Below are 24941 nucleotides of genomic sequence, written 5' to 3'. Positions count from 1 at the left end.
AGCATTCACGGCGGCACTAACGCTAGTAGTCTATAAGCTCGCTAGAATCCTTGAGATAAAGCGGATGTCCTGGCGACCCATTAGACGTGATTTTCAGCGCGTAGAGTTTCACTCCGGCCGCGCGTAGCGCTTCAGTTACTGCATGTCCATGATGGGCGAGCTTTTTGTGAAGCGAACCATAAGCCAAGACCACAATTTCCGCGCCCGTTGCCTGATCTACAATGGTTTGTAGATTCTCTTGAGTACTGGGTATAATGCCATCCCCAAGCAACATCTTCGGGTTTGTTGCGCGGTAGTCCATCACGTTGCATTTTACAAAGCGCCCATATCCCCAGCGACGGGTAAATTTTTGCTCCTTAAACACCGTCGGATCGTCAACAGTAACATCTGCTGTGCTCGGATTCATTCCAATCCAGAGAATATATCCATCTTTCTCGGCGCCATCCCATTCTCGCTTAAGAAGGCGACGGTAACGTCCACAGGGGGAGAAAATCGCCTCGCTTCTAATCTCGGAGTTTACCTTAAGACGTACTTTACCGCCCGGGTCGTGGAGGTTGTGGCTCATGATTGTTTTCCATTGCTCCGATTTTGTAGGTGATTGCTTTTAAACCCATCAGAGGCATTTGACGACACAAAATATGGTCCTCGATTCGAAAGTGAACAGAGCACAATAACTAATTGCAAAAAAATATTTTTCTACAAATTCGGAGGTATAGATAATGTGGCTGGAACCCCGAACGGTAACTAGACTTGAGTGAGTCTGTTTGGAAGCAGGCGGCCTCCAAGAGGGCAATAGCATCATACGCTCTGTTCGAGCACGAGCGTCGGTTTCTTATTGCTGCAAGTCCGGATCTATCTGACTTGCCGTCCCGGTTGATCGACGATCAGTATATCTTCTCAACTCGAATGCGTCTGCGTGCAATTACCCACGGGAAATCCGTTCTCCCGCCCGATTGTTAACATCTATCTGACCGAGGCTGAGTTTGCCGTCATGGCGAAGCTACCAGGCAAAGGAACTCGAAAAAGGCGATATCCCCTGGATTTTGCAACGATGACATTTGCCCTCGATGTCTTCCAAGATCACCTTACTGGACTGATCTTGTGCGAAGTCGAAGCTGCAACCGAGGAAGACCTTCAATCGATTCCAACATCCAGCTAGTTAGGGCAAGAATTTACCGATGATCCATTTTTAATGGAGCCAATCTCGCGGATATCGGAACATTGGACTTGAAGGCCAAGCTGCCATCCATGAAGACGTTCGTTTGGGAGAGGAAAACCTTATGTACGTTTTAGTGCTCCGTTGCGACTAGAGCTGGACTTGAATGCAGCGTGCTTATTGATTTGCAGTATCTAATACTGCGCTTCCTGCGTTTCAACATTCAATTGCGCTCACGGTTGGGCGAACGCCTCCGAGCTAGCAGGACCAATGGCTGGTTTTTCCGCAATACGTCATTCTCTATGCCCGGACGCCAAAACTTAGCAACTCTCTCGTATCGGTGGATGGCGCAACATATCCAGACAACCCATGATCCGATGATCGCGATCGATAAATTCATTAGGACGAAGAAGACCCTTGGAACTGTCCTATCAGTAGTGTCATCTGTGATAGAACACGATGGAGCCGCGGAGGCTGCTTTACTGTGAAGACAAATCCTGGAGTGATCCACTTATAGGAGCTCCTTATGCCACACTCGGGTTCAAGCCGAGTATTTTTTAAGCCACCTCGATGAGCAAGTTCCACCAAATTGCGTTAAGGCGTTCAACTTCTACTTGAATTCACTCGACAGTCTGATCGCTTTACAAGAACTGGATATTTTTCATATTCACGCTACATATTGTTAGAGCAAGTATACTTCAGTTTCGCGATCTTCATACTGATTTAGGCAATTCCCTTTATAATTTCAGTTTACGATGGAGAAATGTGATGAACCTCATTCGATTATTTTCATTCTTCTTGATCCCGCTTTTTTGGGCTACAGCGCCGTTTGCGGAGCCACTGTCCGCACCAACTGGAAAGCCAATCCTTGTTATTTCAGGCAACATTGCCAACACGAACGTCGGTGACACGGCACAGTTCGACCGCGAAATGTTAGAGGCCATTGGGCTGCAGAGCGTTGAAACAACCAACCCTTGGTACGATGGTCGTGTTAAGTTTGACGGCGTTTCGATGGACAGGCTGATGACACTGGTCGGAGCCAAAGGTACGAAGGTCACAGCGGTGGCCTTGAACGACTACGTCAGCACCCTTCCGATGGAAGACTTCAAGACATTCAATGTTATTCTTGCTTTGAAGAGAGATGGCAATTACATGCCGGTTCGTGACAAAGGTCCCTTGTTCATAATTTATCCATACGAAAGCGACCCGAAGCTTCAAAGTCAGACATATTACACGCGTTCGGCATGGCAGGTCGCAAAACTTATAGTTGAATAGAGGCGAAACGTGCGACGAATTCTCGGCGTCATAATCCTGTGCTTTGTCTTGGCGACGGCATATATCGCTTACGTCATTGCTGAGCGACAGACCGCGCTTCAAAAATTCTCTCGCTATAACGATTCCTGGTCAATCGGACAGACCGTGTCCGAGTACATGCGCCTTGAGCATGTCCTTGCAGCCTATGCCCTCGATATGACCGAGGAAAAGCGCGAGGAAGTTCGTCTCCGACTAGACATTATGCTTGGAAGATTAGAACTGTTACAACAGGGAAATCTACGTTCCTTTATTCAGGATGACCCGCAACGTAAAGGCATCTTTCTCAAACTACGTGAAGTCCTCAATACATTGGACGCATCTCTGAGCGACTTGAATGGAGGCAACATCGCGCAAGTGATGACGTCAATGGCTGAACTGGACGGACCGATGACAGCCCTTGCTTCCTCGGCAGTGGAATACGACGTGGGTCTCATCGATGTAGCCCAATCAGAGGTGCGTAAACTTCATTTCATCTATACCGCACTTGCAGGGGGCCTGATTGTTTGTGGCGTCATTCTCGTTGTCCTTCTCCTTCGGCACAACAAGCTCCTTGATCGGGCACACACCAACATGCAGCGCCTCACGGCTGACCTTCAAGAGGCAACCGGCGAACTCCAAACACAGAATTTTCGCTTGGAACACGACGCACATCACGACGCCCTGACAGGTCTTCCAAATCGCGTGTTGTTTCGTCAAGACCTAGAAAGACGGCTTCGAGCCGCAAAGGACGGAACGCAGTCAGCGATTATACTCCTGCTTGATCTCGACGGATTTAAAGACGTTAATGATACGCTTGGTCATGATATCGGAGACGCATTACTGCAGGCTGTTGCAAGTCGACTGATGCAAATGTCGGCGCCTGACGACATTGTTTGTCGATTGGGGGGCGATGAATTTGCCTTGCTCACAACAGGCATTGCCGAGAAAGAAACAGTTAATCTCGCCGAAAAATTAATGGCTGCAATTAGTCGACCATATCAAGTCGGAGAGTTGGAGATAAAAATCGGAACTTGCATTGGAGTTTCAATTTCGCACGGGGAACCCAACACCGACGAGTTATTCAAGCATGCCGATCTGGCTTTGTACGAAGCAAAAGCCCTCGGTCCTGGCCACGCAAGTATTTTTAAAGCACAGATGCAAACGAGGCTGCGCGAGAAGAAATCATTCGAATCTGATCTACAGGCCGCATTATCAAACGGTGAGTTGGAAGTATATTACCAACCTCAAGCTCAAACCGATACGCGGGATATTTGCGGCTATGAAGCCCTCGTTCGATGGACGCATCCCGTGCGAGGCGCTGTTGCCCCAATGGATTTTATCCCCGTTGCAGAAAGAATTGGCTACATTCATGTGCTTGGTGAATGGGTCCTCAGGTCGGCGTGTCTGGAAGCTGCGAACTGGACAAGACCACTGAAAATTGCGGTCAATCTGTCTCCAGTGCAGTTCCGCAGTCTTAGTCTTATTCAAAACGTGGTCCAGGCGCTCGAACATAGCGGCCTTGAAGCGCACCGCTTAGAACTCGAGATCACTGAATCTGTCCTTCTCGATAAAAATGAACAGACGCTTTCCACTCTTCGCCAGCTGAAATCTCTCGGCATTCAAATAGCGATGGACGACTTCGGGACGGGTTACTCATCGCTTGGGAGCTTGAGCGGGTTCCCATTCGACAAAATCAAAATCGATCGTTCATTTGTGCGCGACGTCACAACACGGCCCGATGCACTTGCAATCGTGGAACTTGTAACCGGCGTTGGGCGGAGCTTGAAAATGATTACAATAGCAGAAGGCATTGAAACGGAAGAGCAGTTCGAGTGTCTAAAACGGTTAGGCTGTAACCAAGTGCAAGGATACCTGATCGGAAAGCCAATCCCGGCGAAAGATCTCGAACACCTGCGAAATGGAAGCGATTATCGCACAAAAGCAGTCATTTAGAGCCAAATCCTGTGCTGGTCTCTTAACAAATGATGGCGCCATCATAGCAAATCAGATACTGAAGCCAGAGACGCAGTGTAACATCCAATAAAGATTGGTGAAAACGTGTTAAATGTTCATGGCATAACCGTACCAATCCATTCGGATGAAGTCTCGCCGGTCATCTGGGAAGCCTTAGAAAATGAGACTTACGAGGCGAAAGAAGCGCGCGCGGTCACCAAAGCTGTAAAGCCGGGGGACCGCGTACTGGAACTCGGTTCTGGTTTAGGCATTATCACATCACTTATTGCTAGCATCGCAGATGTGCACGTTTGGGCATTTGAAGCAAATCCAGCCACTGCTACTCTTGCTAAGCGTGTTATCGAAGCTAACAATCTCAATAATGTGGTTTTGGCTCAAGGTATCCTGACGGCAGGTTCGCCGCGGCCGTTCACCTTTTACGTTCGACGTGATCTGTGGATGTCCTCAATGGACAAAGATCAAGGGCCGTTCGAATACAACATAGAACTTTCGTCCTCAAACATCGACGAGTTCATCCAAGTCCACGCGATCAACGTTCTCGTCATGGATATAGAAGGCGCGGAACATGATCTCCTCCAGAATGCCGATTTAACCGGGATAGACCGGATCTTTCTCGAGTTGCATGACCATCTTTATGGCATCTCCGGCATTCGCGACATCACTTATTCCCTGGCAGCAAAAGGGTTTGGATACGACCCCAGAGGATCTCATGGTCCGTGCGTCTTGTTTGCGAAGGAAGACGGACAGCGTGAGTATGTCGTCGAACAATCCACGTAGCCCTGTCTGTTGATATCCGTCGCAGGAAGACGTGCGAGAAGGTTATGAGTCAGGACGATGAAACGTCTTTGGCTAATTTCTCTATAACCATACTGATTGTTGCAACGAAATATGAGTTAGCAGGTCTTGTTTACCCCCCTGCAACCGTTTTATAGGGAAGCGAAATAGGTACAGGCCCGGCATACCGGCTTCAAACTCAGGACACCACCCGTGCACGCAATAAAGTCTATTCTCATCGGAACAGCTCTCACCGGGCTTCTGGCTCTCCAGACAACAACTGCGAGCGCTTCTCCTACGCAGTATCCACTCACCCTTGAGAACTGCGGCGCGACAATAACTTTTGATAAGGCGCCGCAACGTGCTGTGGGCCTTGGCCAAAACAGCGCAGAGATCCTTTTGCTCCTTGGACTTGAAGACAGGATGGCAGCGACGGCGTTCTGGCCCAGTAAAGTTTTGCCGGAGCTTGAAGCCGCAAATTCAAAAGTTAAGCTCTTAACTGTCGAATTTCCAACTTTTGAATCCATTCTCGCAGTAAATCCAGACTTCGTAGCAGCTTCCTTGCCGAGCCTGATCGGTGCGAGCAGCAAGGTTGCGAAGCGTGCAGACTTCGACAAGGTCGACGTCCCAACCTATCTGTCGCCGAGCACGTGTCTGTCAACCCAACAAGTAAAGGACGAGTACGGCAGCCGCGACACACTATGGAATCCGGATCTTCTTTATAAAGAGATTGACGAATTATCGCAGATTTTTGACGTGTCTGATCGCGGCCAGGCTTTGATCGCTGACCTCAAAGCCCGCGAGACAGCGCTGCGATCAAGCGTTGCTGTGGGTGGAAAGAAACTCACCTATGTCTTCTGGTTCTCGAGCCAATCGCCTTCAGCGGACGCCTATGTTGGCGGCGGTAAAGGCGCCTCAAGTTATATTGCCGATCTGCTCGGTGGTGAGAATGCGATCAAGGCGGCAGCAGAATGGCCCACGCTTGGATGGGAAAGCATCATTGCAGCCAATCCAGACGTAATCGTGGTTGCTGATCTTGACCGGAACCGATGGGAGCTCGACAAGCCGGAGGCTAAGATCCTTTTCTTGAACAGCGACCCTGCGGTTAAGGAAATGCCTGCTGTTAAGAACAAAGCCATTGCTATCATGGATGGACAGGCCATGAACCCGACAATTCGGACAATTTATGGTGCTGAACAGATCGCCGAGCAACTAAGAGCGCTTGGTATCCTAAAGTGAAAGCTTCACGCTACCCATACGCGCAGTGGCTTGGCTTTGGCGGATTCTTGTTGATTTCGGCCATCGTGATCGTCCTTGTAGTAGCAGTTAGTGTGGGGATCGGTGACTTGCCAATTCCCCTGTCGACGACGTTTGCTGCATTGACCAACCGTTTGGGTTGGAGCGCAATCGAACTTAATCGGATCCATGAAACTGTCATCTGGGACTACCGGCTCAGCCGGGCCCTTGTTGCAGCATTCTGTGGTGCGGGCCTCGCTCTTTCTGGCGCAATAATGCAATCTCTTCTGCGTAATCCGCTAGCCGAGCCTTACGTCCTAGGGATTTCAGCAGGTGCATCGACTGGAGCTGTCACCGTCGTCATTCTTGGTATCGGTTCAGGTGCAATTTCGCTTTCTGCTGGCGCGTTCGCTGGAGCCTTTTCTGCATTTTTGTTTGTTGCTATGCTTTCCAATGGAACGCGTGGTGGAGCTGATCGCACAATTCTGGCAGGCGTCGCGGCATCTCAACTGTTCAACGCTGCTACGTCCTACATTGTCACCACATCTGGCAACGCCCAGCAGGCTCGGGATGTAATGTTTTGGCTACTTGGCAGCTTCGGCGCTGTTAGGTGGCCAGAATTCATTCTGGTATCGGTCGTTATCGGATTGGGGCTCATCATCTGCTTGTTTTACGCCCGTGTGTTAGACGCTTTCGCATTTGGTGACGAAGCGGCATCCTCGCTGGGAGTCAACGTTGGACAGGCACGAATTATCCTCTTCGCTCTCACGGCTGTAATGACTGCAACCATCGTCAGTATGGTCGGCTCAATCGGTTTCGTTGGCCTTGTTGTCCCGCACGCGGCACGCTTTTTAGTCGGTCCTGTGCATGTGAAACTGTTGCCCACATGTGCGGTGGGTGGTGCAATTTTCATGGTCCTTGCCGATATCGCCTCCAGGGCGCTCGTCCCGCAGCAAGTGCTTCCAATCGGGGTAGTAACCGCACTTGTCGGCGTACCGTTTTTCTCCGTCATTCTCTATCGTTTTCAACGTGCATCATGACTATCAAGGCTGAAAACATCGTTTGGACTATTGCCAACAAGACGGTGCTCGACAATGTCTCATTTGAGGCCAAACCAGGCAAAATGGTTGGTCTTCTAGGACCAAATGGCTCTGGAAAGACCTCTCTACTCCGACTGATCGCCGGGCTTAAGCTCCCAAAAAGTGGACGCATTACATTTGATGACGTCGATGTAGCTACGGTTTCTCGCCGAGTCATGGCTCAAAGAGTGGCGTTTGTTGAACAACACGCGTCTACGAATGCTAATTTGAAAGTAATTGACGTCGTAAAGCTGGGACGTTTTCCCCACAGAGCGATGTTCGCAGCCTGGTCTGAAGAGGACCAGAAGGCTGTAGAAGATGCTCTCGAACGCACTGGCATCACCACTAAGCGCGATAGCTATTGGCAAAATCTGTCGGGGGGAGAAAAGCAGCGCGTACATATTGCACGGGCTCTCGCACAAATGCCACGTGAACTCATATTGGACGAACCGACAAATCATCTGGACATCCAACATCAGATGGCGCTGCTTCAACTTATTTCGAACCTGTCCATCACCAGCATAATAGCCTTACATGACCTCAATCATGCCGCCATGTTCTGTGATGAAATCATCGTGCTGCAGTCCGGCCAAATCGTGACTTCCGGCACGCCGGACGAAGTCATCACTGAGCAGTTGTTGAAGGAGGTATTTTGCGTCGATGCACGAGTGGAGGCCTCACCATATTCCTCAAGGCCGCATATTCATTATCTCCGATCCTGACCAAACCCATAGGCCTATCTGCCCGCAATAAACAATGCAAAAAAGACGTGAACAGACAAAAGCTGGAAAACCTGTTAATTTGTTCCCGTGATGTTTTGCTGCACTGAACCGAGGAGAAGGATATGAAAGTCACATTTTTGACCCTAACTGCTCTCGCTTTGTCAGTTAGTTTCGCGATGGCCGACTGCCCGAGCCATAGTGCCCAATCGACAAAAACTGAAAAGCCCCTAACGACCGCCAGCATTCAGAGCCCCGCTTCAACTCAGAAATGAGCATCTGCGCCAAGTGGATATAATGTAAGCAAGAAGACCCTTCTGTGGGTCTTCTTGCTTAAACGCAGCCGTTTCAAAATTGGATTTGCCTGCTAAATTGTAGCGGTTTCTAATATCAACACCGGTTCATGATGTCTAACAGTCAAACATCAGCGATTTCCGGTCAAGTTGCACCCAATCGCGATAGTTCCGTTGTTGTGTTAATTTCGGTGTCATGAAACCTCTTAGTTCAGATCGATGACTGGGTAGAAACTTAGCTTTACTGCCAGTGAGACGAACTATCCGGCCTTAGACCTTAGTTATCACCTCAAAATTCATCACTTACTGCTTGTAGGGCAGAGGTAAATAGCACTCCGCCCCGAACCAACCAACATCTGCCACCGATGCGTTACGAAGTGTTTATTTTGCTACTCTTGCGGTGATCGGATGCTCCGCTGTCTCTTGTTCAAACGCTCTGTCAGCCGCTGGATAATGAAGTAAATCCCAGGTGTAAGCAGCAGTCCAATCGTTGTTGCTGCAACCATCCCCCCAAAAATCGTAACGCCAACTGCTTGCCGAGCCCCGGCCCCCGCCCCAGACGAAAGGATGAGAGGAAGAATACCGAGAATAAACGAAACTGCAGTCATCATCACGGCGCGAAAACGCTGCTCGGCGCCGACACGAGCAGCATCACTCGCGCTAAGGCCACCCTCTCTTTTTTCTTTAGCGAACTCGACAATCAGAATTGCATTCTTTGCGGCGAGGCCAATCAGCAAGACGAGGGCAATCTGGACATAGAGGCTATTTTGCAACCCAAAAAAGAGCAACGCAGCCACAGCTCCCAACAGCGCAGCACCAAGTGAGAGAATTACCACGAGCGGCAGAGCCCAACTTTCATATTGTGCTACCAAAAATAGGTATGCAAAGAGAAATGCCAATCCGAGTATCATAGCCTCTTGGCCGCTGCTACGATTTTCTTGGAATGACAAACCTGACCATTCGTATCCGAAACCATCGGGTAGTTTTTCTGCAACAACTCGTTCCATTGCGTTCATCGCCTCGCCACTGCTTGCATTCGAGGCGGGCACAGCATTCACCTGTGCCGAGACAGAGAGATTATACCGTGTAATAACGAAAGGCGCCAAGACAGTTGTCAGACTTACAACGCTCCGCAATGGAACCAAGGCTCCAGCACGACTTCTGACGTGCAGCTTCAGTATATCTTCAGAATGTGCCCGAAAATCCGCGTCTGCTTGCAAATTGACTTGAAAAACGCGACCGTTCAACGTGAAGTCGTTAACGTAGCGCGACCCAAAATTTGCACCAATGGTTGCATAGACATCCGATACGCTGAGGCCGAGTGCTTCGGCGCGCGCGCGGTCTACATCCACATAGATTTGTGGTACATTCGCATTGAAGGTTGTAGCTGCCCCACCGATCTCATTCTGACGGTTGAAATAACTCAACATGGATGTTGTCACTTGCGCTATTTCTTCGGGCCCCTGTCCTTGCAAAGCCTGTAGTCGAAAGTCGAGACCGCCGACAGACCCGATCCCAGAGATTGCTGGTGGAGCGAACACTGAGATGACAGCTCCCGGCACCCCGATGAATTGCGCACGGAGCGACGCAATAATGTTGTTGAGACGTAACTTTTCACTCTCACGTTCTTCCCACGGCGCCAACGCAGCCACCGCCATTGCACCGTTCGGAGTACTTGTTGATTGCAGAATGCTGAACCCTGCGACGGTGATGACATCCTCTACACCATCAGTTTTGCTGAGTAGAGTTCGCACATTTTCGACGATTTGACTTGTGCGCTCGAGCGATGCACCGCTGGGGAGCTGGATATCAACGAACAACGCGCCTTGGTCCTCGTCAGGGAGGAAAGTCGCCGGGAGATTGACGAAGACAAAATAGGCACCCACAAAGCAGGCTGCGATGCCCATAAGAGGAACGATCCAGTATTTTACCATCAACCCAACAACACGGCCGTAACCCGCGCGGGTGCGTTCCATGAAGCGTGTGAACCAAGCGAAGGGCCCACGTTTAAAACCCTTCTGATCACGTCTGAGCAAAATGGCCGCGAGCGCAGGGCTAAGGGTTAAACCAACAAATGATGAGATGATTAGCGCCGACGAAATTGTCACGGCAAATTGTCGATAGAGTTGCCCTCCTATACCTTCAAGGAAAGCAGTTGGGGTCACGACCGCCAGCAAGACAAGCGTCGTGGATATGATGGGGCCAGTTATCTGGCCCATCGCAGTGCGCGTCGCATCGGCGACACTTACGTCTGGCATATCGTCAAGTACATGTTTTACGTTCTCGACGACCAGAATTGCGTCATCGACCACGAGCCCGATCGCCAACACGAGCGCCAATAGAGATATCATGTTGAGCGAATAGCCAAGTGCAAGAAGTACGGCAACGGCACCAAGCATTGAAACCGGGATCGCAAGCGCAGAAATCAACGTCGCGCGCCAGTCTTGAAGGAATATGAATGTCACCGCAAGCACGATTAGGAACGCTTCGAGCAAGGTCCTTGTCGTGAGTTTCAAACTTGCCTGTACAAATCGCGTCGCGTCATAAACAACGTGATATTGCAAACCTTGCGGAAACCGTGACGATAACCGTTCGAGCTCTGCTTGTACCGCTTGCGCGGTCTCGATTGCGTTAGCTCCGGGCGACTGATTAATCTGAAGCATCGCCGATTCATGGCCTGCAAAACTTGCTCGTGACGCGTAGTTGCGGGCGCCGAGTTCAATGCGTGCAATGTCCCGTAGATAAACTTTCGCTCCATCCGCACCTGTGCGCAGCACAATAGCTCCGAATTCTTCGACATCACGCAACCGACCTTGTGCCACAAGCGTAAATTGTAATTCGTTTGCCTCCCGCATCGGAGGTGCGCCCGCCTGGCCAAGTGCAGCCTGAATATTTTGGCGTTGAATTGCTGCCGATACCTCGTCGACCGATATACCCAGCGCATCCATTCTTTGAGGGTTAAGCCACACCCGCATTGAATATTCCGACGCACCCACCACGCTCGCCTCACCCACTCCGGGAACGCGCGACACCGCGTCGACGATTGCCGTTGTGGTAAAGTTAGTAATTTCGAGTGCACTCAGAGTGTCGTCCGGCGAGTAGAAGGCAATCCCAAGTACAAAATCTGGCGATCGAGATCGGACCGACACGCCTTGTTGCGCCACGGCGGCGGGAAGCCTTGAAATTGCGAGTTGTGCTCGGTTTTGGACGTTAATCTGAGCCTGCTCTGGATCAGTACCGACTTCGAATGTGACAGAAAGGTTATATTGCCCGGCGTTGGAACTAGTTGATGACATATACATCATATCATCTACGCCGTTGATGGCGGTTTCAAGTGGTCCACCGACAACATCCGCGATGACTTCAGCGCTCGCTCCCGGATAAAAAGCGGCGACGGTGACGGTGGGCGGTGAAATCTGAGGATATTGTTGAACTGGAAGCGAAAAGATCGCGATTGCGCCAGCAATGGATATAATAACTGAGATAACGATCGCCAGTCTGGTCCGTCGAATGAAAGTTTCCGAAATCATTGCCCCGCCCCCTCCTCGTCATCTGAAGCTTCTTGAGGTGCAACGACTTGTTGATCAGAAATTCTCTGCAAACCCTGAGTGACAATTTGTTCACCAGCGCTTAATCCATCGCTGACCGACCAGACATTGCCTATTCGATCACCGGTGACAATCGCGCGTCTAGAGACCTTATCCCCTTCACCCAGAACAAACACATATTTACCCTGCCTATCTTGCAAGACGGCAGACATCGGAACGACGGGCAGATCTCCTACCGTCTCATCGACGATCTGCACTGCTAACGCCTGTCCCGGCACCAGGACGCGATGAGGATTAGCAAATAGAGCTCGAACCGCGACCGTCCCGGTCTGCGCATTCACCTCATTATCTATAAACTGGATGGTTCCACGCTCCTGGTACGGAGTTCCATTTGCAAGTTGCAATGTGATCTTAAAGCGATCCGGATTGACTGTTTGGCCGTTGGCTTCCTGCTGGCGTATGCCGATCAAGGCTCGATCGGTTATTGAAAACACTACCCGAACGGGATCAAGCTGCACGATCCGGGCAAGGGTACCGCCTCCCGGACCAACCAAATTTCCCTCCGTAAACAATGAGCGTCCGACAGTCCCGTCAATTGGTGCTCGCACATCAGTATAGGACAGATTCAACCTGGCTGTATTTAAGTTCGCTTCAGCACTTTGAACATCGGCAGTGGCGATGTCGAATGCGGCTTGCGCGTCGTCGAGCGAAGCTTGAGATGCAGTATTGCGATTGGCGAGAGTTCTCGTCCTAGCCAGCGACTGGCGGCTTGCATTCTGATTTGCTGTCGCGCGTGCGAGCTGAGCTTGCGCCGATGCAACTGCGGCTAACATGGCATCAGGTTCGATCTCAAAAAGCAGATCGCCAGCTTTAACATCGGTCCCTTGGTCAAAAGCTTTGCGTTTCAGGTAACCCGTAATGCGGGCCTGAATGTCAACCGATTCAATTGCCTCAATCTGCCCATTGAACTGCATTGGCGCCGAGGCTGGTGCAGTGCCAACTTTCTGCACAACCACGGCCGGCACTGGAGCAACGGACGGTGTTTGAGCGTTCCCCCCACCTCCAACACCAAGGATCAGAAAAGCCCCGAATGTTACTGCCTTCACTTTGCGTCGAACCGGAACACTCGTCATCCCTGTCTCCCTCATCCTACATGGTGGCCGTCCATTCACGCATTTCTCGTCGTAAACGATATTCCCAGATAGGCAACACCTGCTATCAATAATGCAATTCCTGCGATCGAACCCGAGGGCAGGTCGCGGATGAATGGCCACTTTATGATCAATGCGACACTTGCTATCCACGCAATAAGCCCAGAGATCGTAAACCACCACCATCCAGCCGCCGGCCGAATTTTCAGCGACATAGCAATTTGCAGAAAACCATGCACAAACACGACAATCGCAATAAGCAAAGAAATTGCCAGAGCGCCTTTGAGGGGATTAAGATAGATCATAATCCCACCGACCAACTCAACGGCGCCAGACAATTCCTGCCAAATAAACCCTGCCCAACTTTTCACCCACAAGGACTGTATTATCTTCACGAAGCCTATACCGACAAGTACTAGGCCGAAGATCGTGCTGGCGGCGAATTCCGAGAAAACTGGCAAAAGCAAGCACAGAGACCCACCAGCTAACAGCACCACGGCCAAGAAAAAAAAGCCTTTCCACTTCCTCTGCTCTACCGTCTTGCGTTCTGTTTTAAGCAGCTTTTCAACGCTCATGCCTCAAGCCTCGCAGGATCGAAAACGGACTGTCTGACTGCTTATTCCAAGGATATTTTGCCTGATATGATATGAGCACGTTTAGACTCGATAGTACAGATAAAATATTATTCCTTTTATTGCTGTTCCGTCCATTCGCTTTCCTCCATTTTTATCCAACTTGTCGATATAATGCTTGCCCGCAAACTCAAATGTGCCACCAATGCTTCTACGGCTTCATCATCTTCTCTCGCTGTAAATAAAGTTGCATCAATCTTGATCTCATCGCTCCCCTCAAGTCGTTGACTGGTGATGGCGTGGAAGCGAAGCTTCTTGAGATCAAGTGCTTGAATTAGCAACGCCCTCACGGCTATCTCGCTTTCCAACGGACAGATAAAACGAACTCGATAGAATTGTTCGGTATCCGGCGCGACAAAAGAGTAGCGATCAACAAGAATGGCTATTTTCGGCAGTGAGACGTTCAGTATGACAATGAAGAATGCAGTTTCAATAGCTAGAAACCAAAACCCATAGCCCGTCAGAACGCCCACCGCGCCGGTACTCCAAACTGTTGCAGCGGTGCTAAGACCTTTCACGCTCGCACCATCCTTTATAATGAGACCAGCACCGAGAAATCCGATGCCGGTAACAACCTGCGCACCCATTCGCGGGTCTGCTGTTATGCCCAATGCATGTGGCAGAGACGCATATGCAGCAGCCCCAAGTGCCACTAGTCCGTGAGTAACGAGACCTGAATGGCGCTGCCTCAGCTGACGCTCCAAGCCAATCGCCGACCCTAACACCAAGGCCAAGCAAAGATTGAGCATGATTGATTGCATTTCAACAAGTTCAGAAGCCAAAGTTCTTCTCCAGTTTGAAGGGCCATTTTCAGCTATGTTCAACGTTGAACTTGCGGGAATTTGTACACTCCGCAACAGACGCACAGGTAGTGGCGTCTGAGACCAAAAACGCAACTAATTCAGGATTCCCGACCAATAATCACGGTTTTATCTGCATTGTTTTTGCGGGACGTCGATCCTAACGACGAAACCGAATACTGTGCTGAACAAATACGCTGTTTAGTAAGATAGTTATATTATGATACTTGTATTGTGCGAATTAAAGTTGTTTTATGAATGAAATTTCGTTGGCATTCTTTCCGATATCGACTGAGGGGTCAGATAATATGGGATTGCTCGGAATATTAATCGGCCTCGCTCTGCTCATGTGGTTTGCGTATCGAGGATGGAGCGTTCTTTTGCTCTCTCCTGTTGCCGCACTGCTTGCCGCTCTGATCTCGGGTGAACCACTTCTTGCAAACTGGACATCGACATTTATGGGCGGAACTGCAAGTTTTGTCGCCCGTTGGTTCCCTTTATTTCTTCTTGGAGGTATATTTGGCAAACTGATGGATGACAGCGGCTCCATCACGTCAATTGCCCACTACCTTACCCAACGGCTCGGTGTAAAACGTACAATGCTGTCGGTAGTTTTGGCTTCGGCAGTCGTAACGTACGGCGGAGTAAGCGTCTTTGTCGCATTTTTCGTGTTGGTTCCGATGGCACGAGAGATGTTTAGGGCAGCCAACATCCCCGCGCGCCTTATGCCAGCTGCCATCGGGCTTGGGGCTTTCACATTTACAATGTCTGCAATGCCGGGGACGCCTTCGACAAACAATGCTATTCCGATGCCCTATTTCGGTACGACAACCTTTGCAGCTCCAGGTTTGGGTATAATTGCTTCGATTATTACGTTGGCGTTCGGGATGTGGTGGCTCCAGCGCACAGAAAGACGAGCACGCGCGGCCGGAGAAATATATGTTGACGAGCGCGGCAAAGTGGAAATTGGCGAAAAACTCCGAGAACAATCGACACTCACTGGAGATTTCGATCCTGCAGAACTGGAAAATGGTGCTCGGGCAACGAAGTCACCCCCATTTTTTGCTGCTCTAGCTCCCCTGCTCGTCGTCATATTCGTCAACTTCTTAATGGCTTTGATAATACTCCCTAGGATCGATTTTTCCTTCTTGCAGCAATCTCCATGGAATATTGATGTTTCTTCCGCGATCGGACTTTGGGCAGTTCTTATCGCGCTTTCGTCGGCGATCCTGACATTAATAATTTTGAACTTCGGGCGTTTACGGGCAATCCGCGAAAGCCTCGACGCTGGAGCGAACTCTTCGGTACTGCCAATTCTCACGATCGCCAGTCTCGTGGGATTCGGAGCAGTCGTGGCAGCGTTGCCGGCATTCGCAGTCGTTCGCGATGCTGTCCTCGAAGTACCGGGCGGTCCACTTGTCTCCCTTGTGGTCGCAATGAATGCGTTGGCAGCGCTTACTGGCACAGCTTCAGGCGGCATGGCGATCGCGCTTAACGCGCTGGGCGAGCAATATATGCAGCTAGCAAATCAGTATGGAATCGATCCCGCACTGATGCATCGTCTAACAGTAATAAGCGCGGGTACACTGGACGCTCTCCCACACAACGGAACTGTACTCCTACTACTCCAGATCAGTGGACAAACACATGCTTCGAGCTATTTCGACATGGTAATGACAGTCATCGTTGGCGTGATCATTTCACTCGTAGCTGTATTCGTTCTCGGGTCAATGTTCGGTTCATTCTAGTTCAGCTCCACTTTCGAAAGGACGTAATTATGAGGAAGTCTTCAGTTCTTACCGCACTAGTCCTGATGAGAATGAGCAGTCCTGCATTTGCCCACCTTAGTCCTTCTGAACACGGTTCGTTTGCTGCAGGGTTTTCTCATCCCTTAACGGGTGCAGATCACATACTGGCAATGATTGCCGTAGGACTATGGGCTTCGATCCTGGGAGGGCGCGCCCTTATCGCAATACCAGCTAGCTTCGTTGGGGTAATGCTAGTCGGATTCTCTGCCGCTCTTGGAGGGATTTCGCTGCCCTTTGTCGAACCAGTTATTCTCGCATCGGTAATTTTCATCGGCCTCCTAGTTGCTTTAGCTCTACACGCGTCGACGACAACTGCTGCCCTGATTGTGGGATTTTTTGCGTTTTTCCATGGTTTTGCCCATGGTAGTGAAATCGGTAACGCCACCTTTTTTTCTTATGCATCAGGGTTCGCCCTCGCTACTGCTTTGCTTCACGCATTGGGTATAGGTGCTGGTGTCGTCACAGGACAAATGGCCAAAGGTAAAACTGGTCAATATATGATGCGCTTCGCTGGATCGCTTACTGCTGTCGCCGGCATCTACCAGGCCATCGGATGAAACGAGGTGCTTTCCAGTTGGACTATGTACATTCACCATCAGTCAATGAACACTACTCCGACGTGGTGGCGAGTCTGAGCGCTGCGGCACCAGTCCTTCACCTGTTGAGGCTCGTTAGTCCAAACCAGCCGGTAGGGGGCTTTTCCTATTCCCGTGGGCTCGAATGGGCAGTCCAATCAGGGTCAATTACCGATGAGAGGACTTGCTCTTCCTGGGTCCTGGGGCTTCTAGAACACTGCTATGCGGCACTCGACGGCGCTATATTTTGGCGAATGATGCTTGCTCTTCGGGCTGCTGACATGTCGGAGTTTGCCAGATTAAACGAGTGGCTTGGTGCTAGCAGAGAAAGCAAAGAACTCGAGCTGGAAGACAGACGAATGGCAGAATCCCTGCTTTCACTCTTAGATGATCTTGGCGTACAGGGAATAAATGAAGATCTTCGAAAGGGACGACCGACATATCCAGCAGCCTTCGCAAAAGCTGCCGCCCATTGGGAGATCCCACCTTACAGCGCGTTGTATGGTCTTATGTGGAGCGTCGTTGAGAGCCAAATTACAGCGGCTATTCGCCTGGTACCACTCGGACACACGGCCGGTCAGAGGATTCTGATAGGAGCTGTGGACCGCATCGAGCAGGCTGCGCGAAAATCCACGTTGTTGAAAGAGACGCAAATCGGTAACACAGCGCCCGCAATGGCTATGGCCAGTGCTTGGCATGAGACGCAGTACAGCCGGTTATTTCGGTCTTAAAGACCCTTGCTTGACTCGATGCTGCTTCAGGTTTTGTTCAGCGGTTATCGCCTCTGCCGGCTCAACCGGTACCAAAACTTTAAACGAATGCCTTGCCAGCAACATGATCCATGTAACGATGACAAACGTCGATGTCAGTACAGGCATTCCAATTGGTTTGAGAAAGATAGCTATAGAGGCCCAAAGCCATGTGGCTATGATGGCGCCAAAAATTGCATAAAGGAAACTGCTCCAGTTCAAAACGAGGAAGAAACCACCAAGCGCCATGGCTGTGAGGGCGGCGTTATAGCCAAATAGACCGTCACGAATTGCGCCTTCTGGGCCACCAAAAGCAGCAGCCACAACAGCACCCACGCTGGCACCTGTCAGCGCCATAAAAGCTGAGACGCGTGAGTTGACGGCAATTCCGATCAGAATAATATAACCCGTTATCCAGTTGTCCTGAAAGAAGATCTGTCCAATCGCGGTTCCGATCCCCATGTACCAAGTTGGTAGCAGGTAGGGAATCGTATAAGAAAATTGATCGGGTGAAACCGGTTTTGCCATTGGACCCGCGTCGATCGCGTCGAACTTCAATATAGCAAACAACAACAACCAGCCTACGAGAACAAACGGCATCGTGAGAGGCGCGACCTTGTAGGGTGCCATAACAGCAGCAGTTGCAGCAAAAGCTAATGTTGAGAAAGCCGCGCCACTTATTAGGTAGACAACCATAGCGACTGACGGCACGGCACCCGTGCGGAAATCAGCACTGGTAAACGCGATCAATGCCAACGCGACGAGACTTCCGTTGAAGCCATATAAACCATCTCTGACCAACCCTCTTTCGGCTTTCAGCAAAACAGCCGTGAATGTGGCTGCTGCAGCCCCCACTAGACAGATCAGCGCGTAAACCCACGAATTAAACAGGATCGCAAGTAGAATTATCAACCCACTAAGTGGGTTGTTCTGAAAAACCACTTGCCCGATACCCCGCAACGTCCAGTCGAAAAACCCAAAGTAATGGTGCTCCCGGAAGGTGGCGAAATACATGTCTCATTCTCCTTCCGGTTCCCATCGTCTCATCGCTAGAATAGGAAATAGCGCTGAGCCATAGGCAGCACATCTGCTGGTTCACAACTAATTAATTCGCCATCCACTCGGACATGATAGTTCTGGGGATCAACTTCTAATTTGGGTGTAAGCCCATTGTGAATCATATCCTTTTTTCGGATCTTTCGTATACCTTTGACAGCAACTAAATGTTTCTTTAATCCAAGCTTTTCACCGATACCGTCACGAAGTGCTGCTTGCGAAACAAACGTTACCCCGGTCGATCCGATAGCACCTCCCATGACGCCATACATAGGCCTATAATGAACAGGCTGTGGCGTGGAGATTGATGCATTAGGATCTCCCATTGGAGCCATCGCAATCATGCCGCCGAGCATCACCAGACTTGGCTTTACTCCAAAGAATTCCGGCTTCCATAGGACGAGGTCAGCCCTTTTTCCGACTTCAACAGAGCCAATCTCGTGAGCGATACCATGAGTGATTGCCGGGTTTATTGTATATTTAGCAATATAACGCTTAGCCCGAAAATTGTCATTTCGGCTGCTGTCAGGATTCAATGGGCCACGCTGCACTTTCATTTTATGCGCCGTCTGCCAACACCGAAGCGTTGTTTCGCCGATCCGGCCCATTGCTTGGCTGTCTGACGACATCATCGAAAACACCCCAAGATCATGTAGAATATCTTCTGCAGCTATCGTCTCACGCCGGATACGCGATTCTGCGAAAGCTACGTCTTCAGGTATTTTAGGGCTGAGATGATGACAGACCATCAGCATGTCGAGATGTTCATCAACAGTATTGATGGTGTATGGCCGAGTAGGATTGGTCGACGACGGTAGAATATTTTCCTCACCCGCAGCGGTGATGATATCTGGAGCGTGACCACCGCCAGCACCTTCGGTATGAAAGCTATGTATGGTTCTCCCCTTCATCGCGGCAAAAGTGTCCTTAACAAAACCACTCTCATTAAGGGTATCACTATGTAGGGCTACTTGAACATCTTCCTCGTCAGCAACAGTCAGGCAATTATCGATTGCCGCAGGAGTAGTTCCCCAATCTTCATGAAGTTTGAGCCCGACCGCTCCGGCCATAATCTGTTCGCGCAACGGTTCAGGCATACTAGCGTTGCCTTTACCGAGCAGGCCCACATTTATTGGTAACGCCTCGATCGCCTCGAGCATGCGATGAATGGCCCAAGGACCTGCAGTGACAGTTGTGGCAAGCGTCCCGACAGTCGGGCCAATGCCGCCGCCAACTAAAGTGGTCGTCCCACTCGCGAGTGCTTCGTCCGCTTGTTGTGGGGCGATAAAATGAATGTGAGTATCGATACCACCGGCGGTAAGAATCTTTCCCTCACCTGCTATGACGTCTGTCCCGGGACCGACGACAATGTTGACGCCCGGCTGAATATCCGGATTGCCCGCTTTACCGATCGCAGTAATACGGCCATTCTTTATACCAACATCCGCTTTGACTATCCCCCAATAGTCCAAGATGATAACATTGGTAATGATGAGATCGGCTGTCTCTGCAGCCGGCCTTTGACCTTGCCCCATACCGTCGCGTATAACCTTGCCACCCCCAAAAGTCACTTCTTCTCCGTAGATACACCGATCTTCCTCGACCTCGATGATAAGTTCGGTGTCCGCGAGCCTGACCCGATCTCCGGTGGTAGGGCCGTAAAGCTCGGCATATGCCTGACGAGAAATTGTGACCATCTGCCCCTCCTAAAGTTTTCCGTTGATGCGCGCGTTAAATCCATAAACTTCCCGGGCGCCATCAAGCGCTACAAGTTCTATTTCGCGATCCTGTCCAGGCTCGAAACGCACTGCAGTCCCCGCAGGAATATTGAGCCTGAATCCCTTAGTTCTATCGCGATCAAACACAAGAGCTTCGTTTGTCTCGTAGAAATGATAATGCGACCCAACCTGTATCGGCCGATCACCTGAATTTTCGACGAGGAGACGGCGAGTTTCACGTCCGTCGTTGAGCTCGATGAAACCGTTTTCTATAAAATATTCTCCTGGTATCATAGCATCCTCTCAAGGAATGGGATTATGAACCGTTACGAGTTTGGTACCGTCAGGAAAAGTCGCCTCAACCTGAATGTCATGGATCATTTCCGGAACGCCCTCCATAACCTCATCGCGGGTAAGGAGCGTTGCACCATAGGACATCAGTTCGGCGACCGTCTTGCCGTCCCTCGCTCCCTCAAGAATCTCAGCTGATATATAAGCAATTACCTCCGGATAGTTGAGTTTCAAGCCCCGAGCCCGCCGTCGTTCGGCAACGAGCGCTGCTGTGAAGATGAGAAGCTTATCTTTCTCCCGCGGCAAAAGTTCCATCAGCATACCCTCTCTTAAGACGATTACGTGGCCCAAATTCGAGGCGCAGAGGCAGTTTTCCCTAATGCGGCCTCCCGCAAAATCTCCCACGCCTGTCTTAAAAGCATTTTGGCTTCCGACATGCGCAAACCTAAGTAACGACACACTATAACCCGGTCTAATCGACTGACCGAGAATACGGCGGCGGAAACTTTGGAGAGCGCAGCGCGAATACGTTCCACCGCATTTTCCTCCGATGGGCCAGCATAGATCATGGTTGCCGTTATCGGGTGGGAACGGAAGGCGTAAAGCGCATTCATGGCGTCATCTCCCCCCGTTAGGCAAAACTGTTCGAACCAAATGGGCCTTCCGTCGCGATATATTTCGACCCGCTGCGTAAATTCCCCACGTTCAAAGTACTCGCGACAAGCTGGGCGTCCCAAGCTAACGATATCCCAACCTAGATAAATTGCATCGTTGCTAAGAAAAACCAGGGTTTCGACAGATGCCTTGGCGCCATTGAAGAGGATTGTTTCTTGCGGGAGATATTCACAGATTCCGGCATTTCCGATTTCAATCAGCGTTTTCTGTGTGCTTTTTGCGTGATCGGATGAGTAAAACTTGGTGGCACCTGGTGTGGTCAGAACAGCTTTTGCATGCGTGCCCAAGTAGCACCCTATAGAGAGAGCATCTCCTTCAGCGACCCCCCCTGGAGGATGCAATAAATAAACATGCGCGCTTCCATCTCTTTCGGGATAAAATGGCCGCTGAACTGCTAAAGGTCCAACGTGACGTCGCCGCACCAGCCTCGTTACCCGATTATTTTGCTCGAACCATAATTCAAGCTCAGCATTCCAACCCTTGCTCATCACCGACAGCTGCTCCTCATGGATCGGAGATACTTTGATGCGATCGAGATATTCGACAAGAAAACGATATAGAAAAACAATGTTGAAAGACTTTAACTCGACACCTGGCCTTCTACAAGCATATTTATAAGTATGTCCTATCATACATCCGGATTCGGAGCATCTTCGAAGACTTCATCCTGCTCCCGTCGCACTCGGAAGGAGGAGGCAACGATATGCGCAGAGTATTCACCGTCCGTCACAAATCGCATAGCAATGCAAAAACTTCTGTCGGCACTACAATAATCGCAACTCGTGCCCACGAAGAAATGAATTTATGCCGTAAACCGTGGTTCTGTCCGATGGTAGGAAAGTCATTCTTTGATCTCCCTAAACCAACTGTTCTCATAGCCAGTAACTAGCTTGTTCTCGACGACGGTTACACGGTGTTAATCCAGACCTCAGGAGAACTATTGCCTTCTATTATCGTATAGGACCTCGTTTCCATCTTTGACGGGCAGGCACAAAGGACACCGTCATTTGCCAGCGGAAATTTCAACGGATCGATTCTTGATTCAGCGCGATCAAGTCATAAAAACCATGCTTGATGGGTTGGGTGCAACTGTCGTTGCGGTGTTAAGCCTATTCAACGCATGGTGAAAATAATGTTCGCAGCCATGGTCTTGGTAGTGAATATGAGCATCAAGCCGTAAAGCCTTGAATCATTGGCAATTCCCCCAGGAAGGAGCGCAACATCGCTTCACAGAACGTACCGTTAAGGATTGGCATCGGCGGGCCTGTGGTTCAGGAAGAACCACACTCACCGAGAAACTTTGCAAAGCCCTCCGCGACAAGTATTCCATCGCAGTGATTACGGATGATATTTACACCAAAGAAGATGCCATGATTTTGATGCACCGGCAGGCATTTCCCAAAAAGCGTATACTCGGCGTTGAGACTGGCGGCTGCCCCACACCGCAATCAGAAAGGATGCTTCTATCAAGTTTCAGTCAATTGCGGAGATGACCGAAGATTCCAGACCTTGATATTGTATTCATCGGGTCTGGTGGCGATAATTTGGCTGCTACCTTTTCACCTGATCTAGCAGATCTTACACTCTATGCGATCTCAGTTTGTCCGGTTGAATAGATTCCGCGAAGAGGAGGTCCTGGAACAGCGCGCTCTGATTTTCTCGTCATCAACAAGAGTGACCTTGCGCCCCATTTAAACGTAGATTTAGCCGTTATGCGGTCTGACACGGAGCAAATGCGTGCCGGGCGGCCCTACGCATTCACTGACTTGACGCGGAACTTAAAAATGGATTCGGTAATTCGTTTCATTGTCGAAAATGGCGGCCTTGTAAACTAGCGTTCCTGCAAACGATCTAGAATGCGCGTGGGAAGATGCAAAGCCAATGAAGCTTGTTCAAAGGTGGTCTGACCCGCTGCGAGAAACGTCTCATCGGCTCCTGCATACTCATCCGTAATGAGCCTCCTGAGCAGATAGCCTGAGCCCAACAACTTGATCAGAGTAACCGAATTCGCGAACAGACTATGACCACCCCTATCAAGGTCAGAGATATCAAGAACTTGAACGTTTTTCTTCTGCAGGAAAGCGATATCAAATCCACTGCCTATACGTGGCTCACCTCCGGCTAGGCGACGCGAGATATCAAGCGCACGATCACGGCGTGAAACTACAATCGTTGATGGTTGCGGCAGTTGACCAATGTCGTCGACCTGTGATCGAAATAGATCAGGATCGATATCGGCTGCAGCCAGTAACACTCCATTGATCCGCTGGAGAACATCTTTTCGGTGGGAAACTGCAAGCGTGCGCAGCGCCTCCATAACCACCACAGCCCCCATTGAATGACCAACGATGACGATTCCGTTCGCCTTTGTGTCCGCAGCCAGCGCTAGGGTTTCCACCAGCCCTTGCCGAGCGATAATTGCGCTATCACGATCATACAAATATCTTGTGAAAGACGCAGCCGATGCCCAAGAGAAGTGGATAGGGACAGAGCGAACATCATAGTCATGGACGATCTGCGCATTACGGAACAGGCCCTCAGCGAAGTTGTTGTTGTACCCGTGCACGAATACAAAAAGTTCGCGTTGCTCAGTTGGGCGGCTTTCGAGCTGATTGTTCAAACTGGCAATCATTGACCGGCGATCAGCGAGAATATGATAGTTTGAAGCATGGAAATGCGTATTTGGATCAGGTTTTACGGAGGAAGCTTCGACGTTTCCTGCGCGGTGGTTCGGTGGGATACTAACTCTAATTGTTGCTAGATTGAGCACATTAGATCGGCCGCGGGTATACGCAATATCGCGATCAGGACTTCGCTGCCTAACAGTTGCGACATTCAACGAAACCATTGAACTTTGGGACCGAACCGACGGGAGTGTTCCTCCCAATCCCGTAACCGCCCTATTACTGGCACACCCCATCGCAAGAAAACACCATATTGTAATGATGATAAATTGCTTCAAACCGAATCCTCATACAAGCGAAGTATCCCGACCGGAAAATATGTAACCCGTGTTCGTAGCTGCTACTCTGGGATTTTCTTCATTTACTTCATAAAAAGTGTCGAAAGGACACGAAGGCGAGGAGATGGAGGCTGCGCAACGATACTGTCCGGTCAACGCCGCGATCGGATTATACGTACATTGACAATTCGCCCGTCGCGAGAGCGTACCGTAATATCATAGCTTCGACCTAGCCGTGTAGCCCGGTATAAGAAATGGGTGCCACGACAGTCAAGCATCCGAATATTGTTAAATCCTCGCATTCTTAATAATCGGGCACCCTGTCTGCAACTCACACGGTGGCCGTTATTGATCCGGGTGCCTACATGAACCGATGGGCTCTGGCTGTGAGCAGGAAACGTGACTGAAGCAACGCCGAGTGTTGACAACACCGTGAACAAGACTGCAAACAC

At 50.2% G+C, this 24941-nt stretch carries 21 protein-coding genes and 1 pseudogene; 11 read left to right on the top strand and 11 right to left on the bottom strand.

Annotation, left to right across the window (positions count from 1 at the left end; translation table 11 throughout):
* Positions 1-22 precede the first annotated feature (22 nt).
* Positions 23-565, bottom strand: a complete 543-nt coding sequence (locus QSJ70_RS17010; protein WP_215781580.1) for a DUF1643 domain-containing protein — start codon at positions 563-565, stop codon at positions 23-25.
* Positions 566-1924: 1359 nt separating this feature from the next.
* On the opposite strand from QSJ70_RS17010, the gene QSJ70_RS17005 reads away from it, so the two are divergent.
* From QSJ70_RS17005 to QSJ70_RS16980, 6 genes are all read left to right on the top strand, one after another.
* A complete protein-coding gene (locus tag QSJ70_RS17005) occupies positions 1925-2431 on the top strand; it encodes a putative pterin-binding protein (RefSeq protein ID WP_215781576.1) in 507 nt (168 codons plus the stop codon).
* A 9-nt stretch (positions 2432-2440) separates the two neighbouring features.
* Complete coding sequence (locus QSJ70_RS17000) at positions 2441-4402, top strand: putative bifunctional diguanylate cyclase/phosphodiesterase (RefSeq protein ID WP_285538097.1); 1962 nt, start codon at positions 2441-2443, stop codon at positions 4400-4402.
* 105 nt (positions 4403-4507) lie between these two features.
* Positions 4508-5200 (top strand): FkbM family methyltransferase, encoded by a 693-nt coding sequence (locus QSJ70_RS16995; RefSeq protein WP_285538094.1) that lies wholly within the window; start codon positions 4508-4510, stop codon positions 5198-5200.
* Between the two features lie 234 nt (positions 5201-5434).
* Complete coding sequence (locus QSJ70_RS16990) at positions 5435-6436, top strand: ABC transporter substrate-binding protein (protein WP_502871694.1); 1002 nt, start codon at positions 5435-5437, stop codon at positions 6434-6436.
* Positions 6437-6483: 47 nt separating this feature from the next.
* Complete coding sequence (locus tag QSJ70_RS16985) at positions 6484-7473, top strand: FecCD family ABC transporter permease (protein ID WP_285538417.1); 990 nt, start codon at positions 6484-6486, stop codon at positions 7471-7473.
* A complete protein-coding gene (locus QSJ70_RS16980; protein WP_215781567.1) occupies positions 7470-8234 on the top strand; it encodes an ABC transporter ATP-binding protein in 765 nt (254 codons plus the stop codon). The genes QSJ70_RS16985 and QSJ70_RS16980 overlap by 4 nt, the downstream gene beginning before the upstream one ends.
* Before the next feature lie 679 nt (positions 8235-8913).
* On the opposite strand, the gene QSJ70_RS16975 is transcribed toward QSJ70_RS16980, so the two are convergent.
* The 4 genes from QSJ70_RS16975 to QSJ70_RS16960 all read right to left on the bottom strand — a co-directional run bounded on the left by QSJ70_RS16975 (position 8914) and on the right by QSJ70_RS16960 (position 14637).
* On the bottom strand, positions 8914-12054 hold the full coding sequence (locus QSJ70_RS16975; protein WP_285538089.1) for an efflux RND transporter permease subunit: 3141 nt from the start codon (positions 12052-12054) through the stop codon (positions 8914-8916).
* Complete coding sequence (locus QSJ70_RS16970; RefSeq protein WP_285538087.1) at positions 12051-13082, bottom strand: efflux RND transporter periplasmic adaptor subunit; 1032 nt, start codon at positions 13080-13082, stop codon at positions 12051-12053. The genes QSJ70_RS16975 and QSJ70_RS16970 overlap by 4 nt, the downstream gene beginning before the upstream one ends.
* 158 nt (positions 13083-13240) lie before the next feature.
* Complete coding sequence (locus tag QSJ70_RS16965; RefSeq protein WP_285538085.1) at positions 13241-13798, bottom strand: HdeD family acid-resistance protein; 558 nt, start codon at positions 13796-13798, stop codon at positions 13241-13243.
* A gap of 116 nt (positions 13799-13914) precedes the next feature.
* A complete protein-coding gene (locus QSJ70_RS16960; protein WP_285538083.1) occupies positions 13915-14637 on the bottom strand; it encodes an MgtC/SapB family protein in 723 nt (240 codons plus the stop codon).
* 326 nt (positions 14638-14963) lie between these two features.
* Here QSJ70_RS16960 and QSJ70_RS16955 point away from each other — a divergent pair, with 326 nt between their 5' ends.
* Genes QSJ70_RS16955 through QSJ70_RS16945 form a run of 3 tightly spaced genes read left to right on the top strand, consistent with a single transcriptional unit; the run spans position 14964 to position 17769 of the window.
* Positions 14964-16403, top strand: a complete 1440-nt coding sequence (locus QSJ70_RS16955; RefSeq protein ID WP_285538081.1) for a GntP family permease — start codon at positions 14964-14966, stop codon at positions 16401-16403.
* A gap of 29 nt (positions 16404-16432) precedes the next feature.
* Positions 16433-17020: a HupE/UreJ family protein gene (locus QSJ70_RS16950; protein ID WP_285538079.1), complete on the top strand. Its 588-nt coding sequence runs from the start codon at positions 16433-16435 to the stop codon at positions 17018-17020.
* Positions 17017-17769 (top strand): urease accessory protein UreF, encoded by a 753-nt coding sequence (locus tag QSJ70_RS16945; protein ID WP_352231013.1) that lies wholly within the window; start codon positions 17017-17019, stop codon positions 17767-17769. Before QSJ70_RS16950 ends, QSJ70_RS16945 begins: the two co-directional genes overlap by 4 nt.
* Here QSJ70_RS16945 and QSJ70_RS16940 read toward each other — a convergent pair.
* From QSJ70_RS16940 to QSJ70_RS16920, 5 genes are read right to left on the bottom strand one after another with little or no spacing between them, the layout of a single operon-like run.
* Positions 17755-18801 carry an urea transporter gene (locus tag QSJ70_RS16940; RefSeq protein WP_285538078.1) on the bottom strand — a complete coding sequence of 349 codons (1047 nt, stop codon included), beginning with the start codon at positions 18799-18801 and terminating at the stop codon, positions 17755-17757. The genes QSJ70_RS16945 and QSJ70_RS16940 overlap by 15 nt on opposite strands.
* Positions 18802-18836: 35 nt before the next feature.
* A complete protein-coding gene (gene ureC / locus QSJ70_RS16935; protein WP_285538076.1) occupies positions 18837-20540 on the bottom strand; it encodes an urease subunit alpha in 1704 nt (567 codons plus the stop codon).
* A 9-nt stretch (positions 20541-20549) separates the two neighbouring features.
* Positions 20550-20855 (bottom strand): urease subunit beta, encoded by a 306-nt coding sequence (locus QSJ70_RS16930; protein WP_285538074.1) that lies wholly within the window; start codon positions 20853-20855, stop codon positions 20550-20552.
* Between the two features lie 9 nt (positions 20856-20864).
* A complete protein-coding gene (gene ureA / locus QSJ70_RS16925; RefSeq protein WP_285538073.1) occupies positions 20865-21167 on the bottom strand; it encodes an urease subunit gamma in 303 nt (100 codons plus the stop codon).
* A 23-nt stretch (positions 21168-21190) separates the two neighbouring features.
* Positions 21191-22015, bottom strand: a complete 825-nt coding sequence (locus QSJ70_RS16920) for an urease accessory protein UreD (RefSeq protein WP_285538414.1) — start codon at positions 22013-22015, stop codon at positions 21191-21193.
* A 489-nt stretch (positions 22016-22504) separates the two neighbouring features.
* On the opposite strand from QSJ70_RS16920, the gene QSJ70_RS27705 reads away from it, so the two are divergent.
* Together QSJ70_RS27705 and ureG are read left to right on the top strand one after the other, a co-directional pair.
* The gene (locus QSJ70_RS27705) at positions 22505-22654 is read left to right on the top strand and encodes an urease accessory protein UreE C-terminal domain-containing protein (RefSeq protein WP_352231011.1); all 150 of its coding nucleotides are present in this window, start codon (positions 22505-22507) and stop codon (positions 22652-22654) included.
* Positions 22655-22748: 94 nt separating this feature from the next.
* Positions 22749-23362: pseudogene (ureG, locus tag QSJ70_RS16915) on the top strand (urease accessory protein UreG).
* Here the strand turns inward: ureG and QSJ70_RS16910 are convergent.
* The gene (locus QSJ70_RS16910; RefSeq protein WP_285538071.1) at positions 23359-24159 is read right to left on the bottom strand and encodes an alpha/beta hydrolase; all 801 of its coding nucleotides are present in this window, start codon (positions 24157-24159) and stop codon (positions 23359-23361) included. The pseudogene ureG and the gene QSJ70_RS16910 overlap by 4 nt on opposite strands.
* Positions 24160-24941 lie beyond the last annotated feature (782 nt).

Origin of the sequence: Brucella sp. NBRC 12950 (genome assembly GCF_030268145.1) — a bacterium.
GTDB lineage: Bacteria > Pseudomonadota > Alphaproteobacteria > Rhizobiales > Rhizobiaceae > Brucella.
Note: the sequence above shows the minus strand (reverse complement) of the source record. Positions and strands in the feature narration are given on the sequence as shown.

Bases quoted from the DNA above. Each gene is read 5' to 3' on its own strand.
- QSJ70_RS17010 (WP_215781580.1), bottom strand. From the start codon at position 565: ATGAGCCACAACCTCCACGACCCGGGCGGTAAAGTACGTCTTAAGGTA.
- QSJ70_RS17005 (WP_215781576.1), top strand. From the start codon at position 1,925: ATGAACCTCATTCGATTATTTTCATTCTTCTTGATCCCGCTTTTTTGG.
- QSJ70_RS16980 (WP_215781567.1), top strand. From the start codon at position 7,470: ATGACTATCAAGGCTGAAAACATCGTTTGGACTATTGCCAACAAGACG.
- QSJ70_RS16975 (WP_285538089.1), bottom strand. From the start codon at position 12,054: ATGATTTCGGAAACTTTCATTCGACGGACCAGACTGGCGATCGTTATC.
- QSJ70_RS16965 (WP_285538085.1), bottom strand. From the start codon at position 13,798: ATGAGCGTTGAAAAGCTGCTTAAAACAGAACGCAAGACGGTAGAGCAG.
- QSJ70_RS16955 (WP_285538081.1), top strand. From the start codon at position 14,964: ATGGGATTGCTCGGAATATTAATCGGCCTCGCTCTGCTCATGTGGTTT.
- QSJ70_RS16950 (WP_285538079.1), top strand. From the start codon at position 16,433: ATGAGGAAGTCTTCAGTTCTTACCGCACTAGTCCTGATGAGAATGAGC.
- QSJ70_RS16945 (WP_352231013.1), top strand. From the start codon at position 17,017: ATGAAACGAGGTGCTTTCCAGTTGGACTATGTACATTCACCATCAGTC.
- QSJ70_RS16940 (WP_285538078.1), bottom strand. From the start codon at position 18,801: ATGTATTTCGCCACCTTCCGGGAGCACCATTACTTTGGGTTTTTCGAC.
- ureC (WP_285538076.1), bottom strand. From the start codon at position 20,540: ATGGTCACAATTTCTCGTCAGGCATATGCCGAGCTTTACGGCCCTACC.
- QSJ70_RS16930 (WP_285538074.1), bottom strand. From the start codon at position 20,855: ATGATACCAGGAGAATATTTTATAGAAAACGGTTTCATCGAGCTCAAC.
- ureA (WP_285538073.1), bottom strand. From the start codon at position 21,167: ATGGAACTTTTGCCGCGGGAGAAAGATAAGCTTCTCATCTTCACAGCA.
- QSJ70_RS16920 (WP_285538414.1), bottom strand. From the start codon at position 22,015: ATGAGCAAGGGTTGGAATGCTGAGCTTGAATTATGGTTCGAGCAAAAT.
- QSJ70_RS16910 (WP_285538071.1), bottom strand. From the start codon at position 24,159: ATGATTGCCAGTTTGAACAATCAGCTCGAAAGCCGCCCAACTGAGCAA.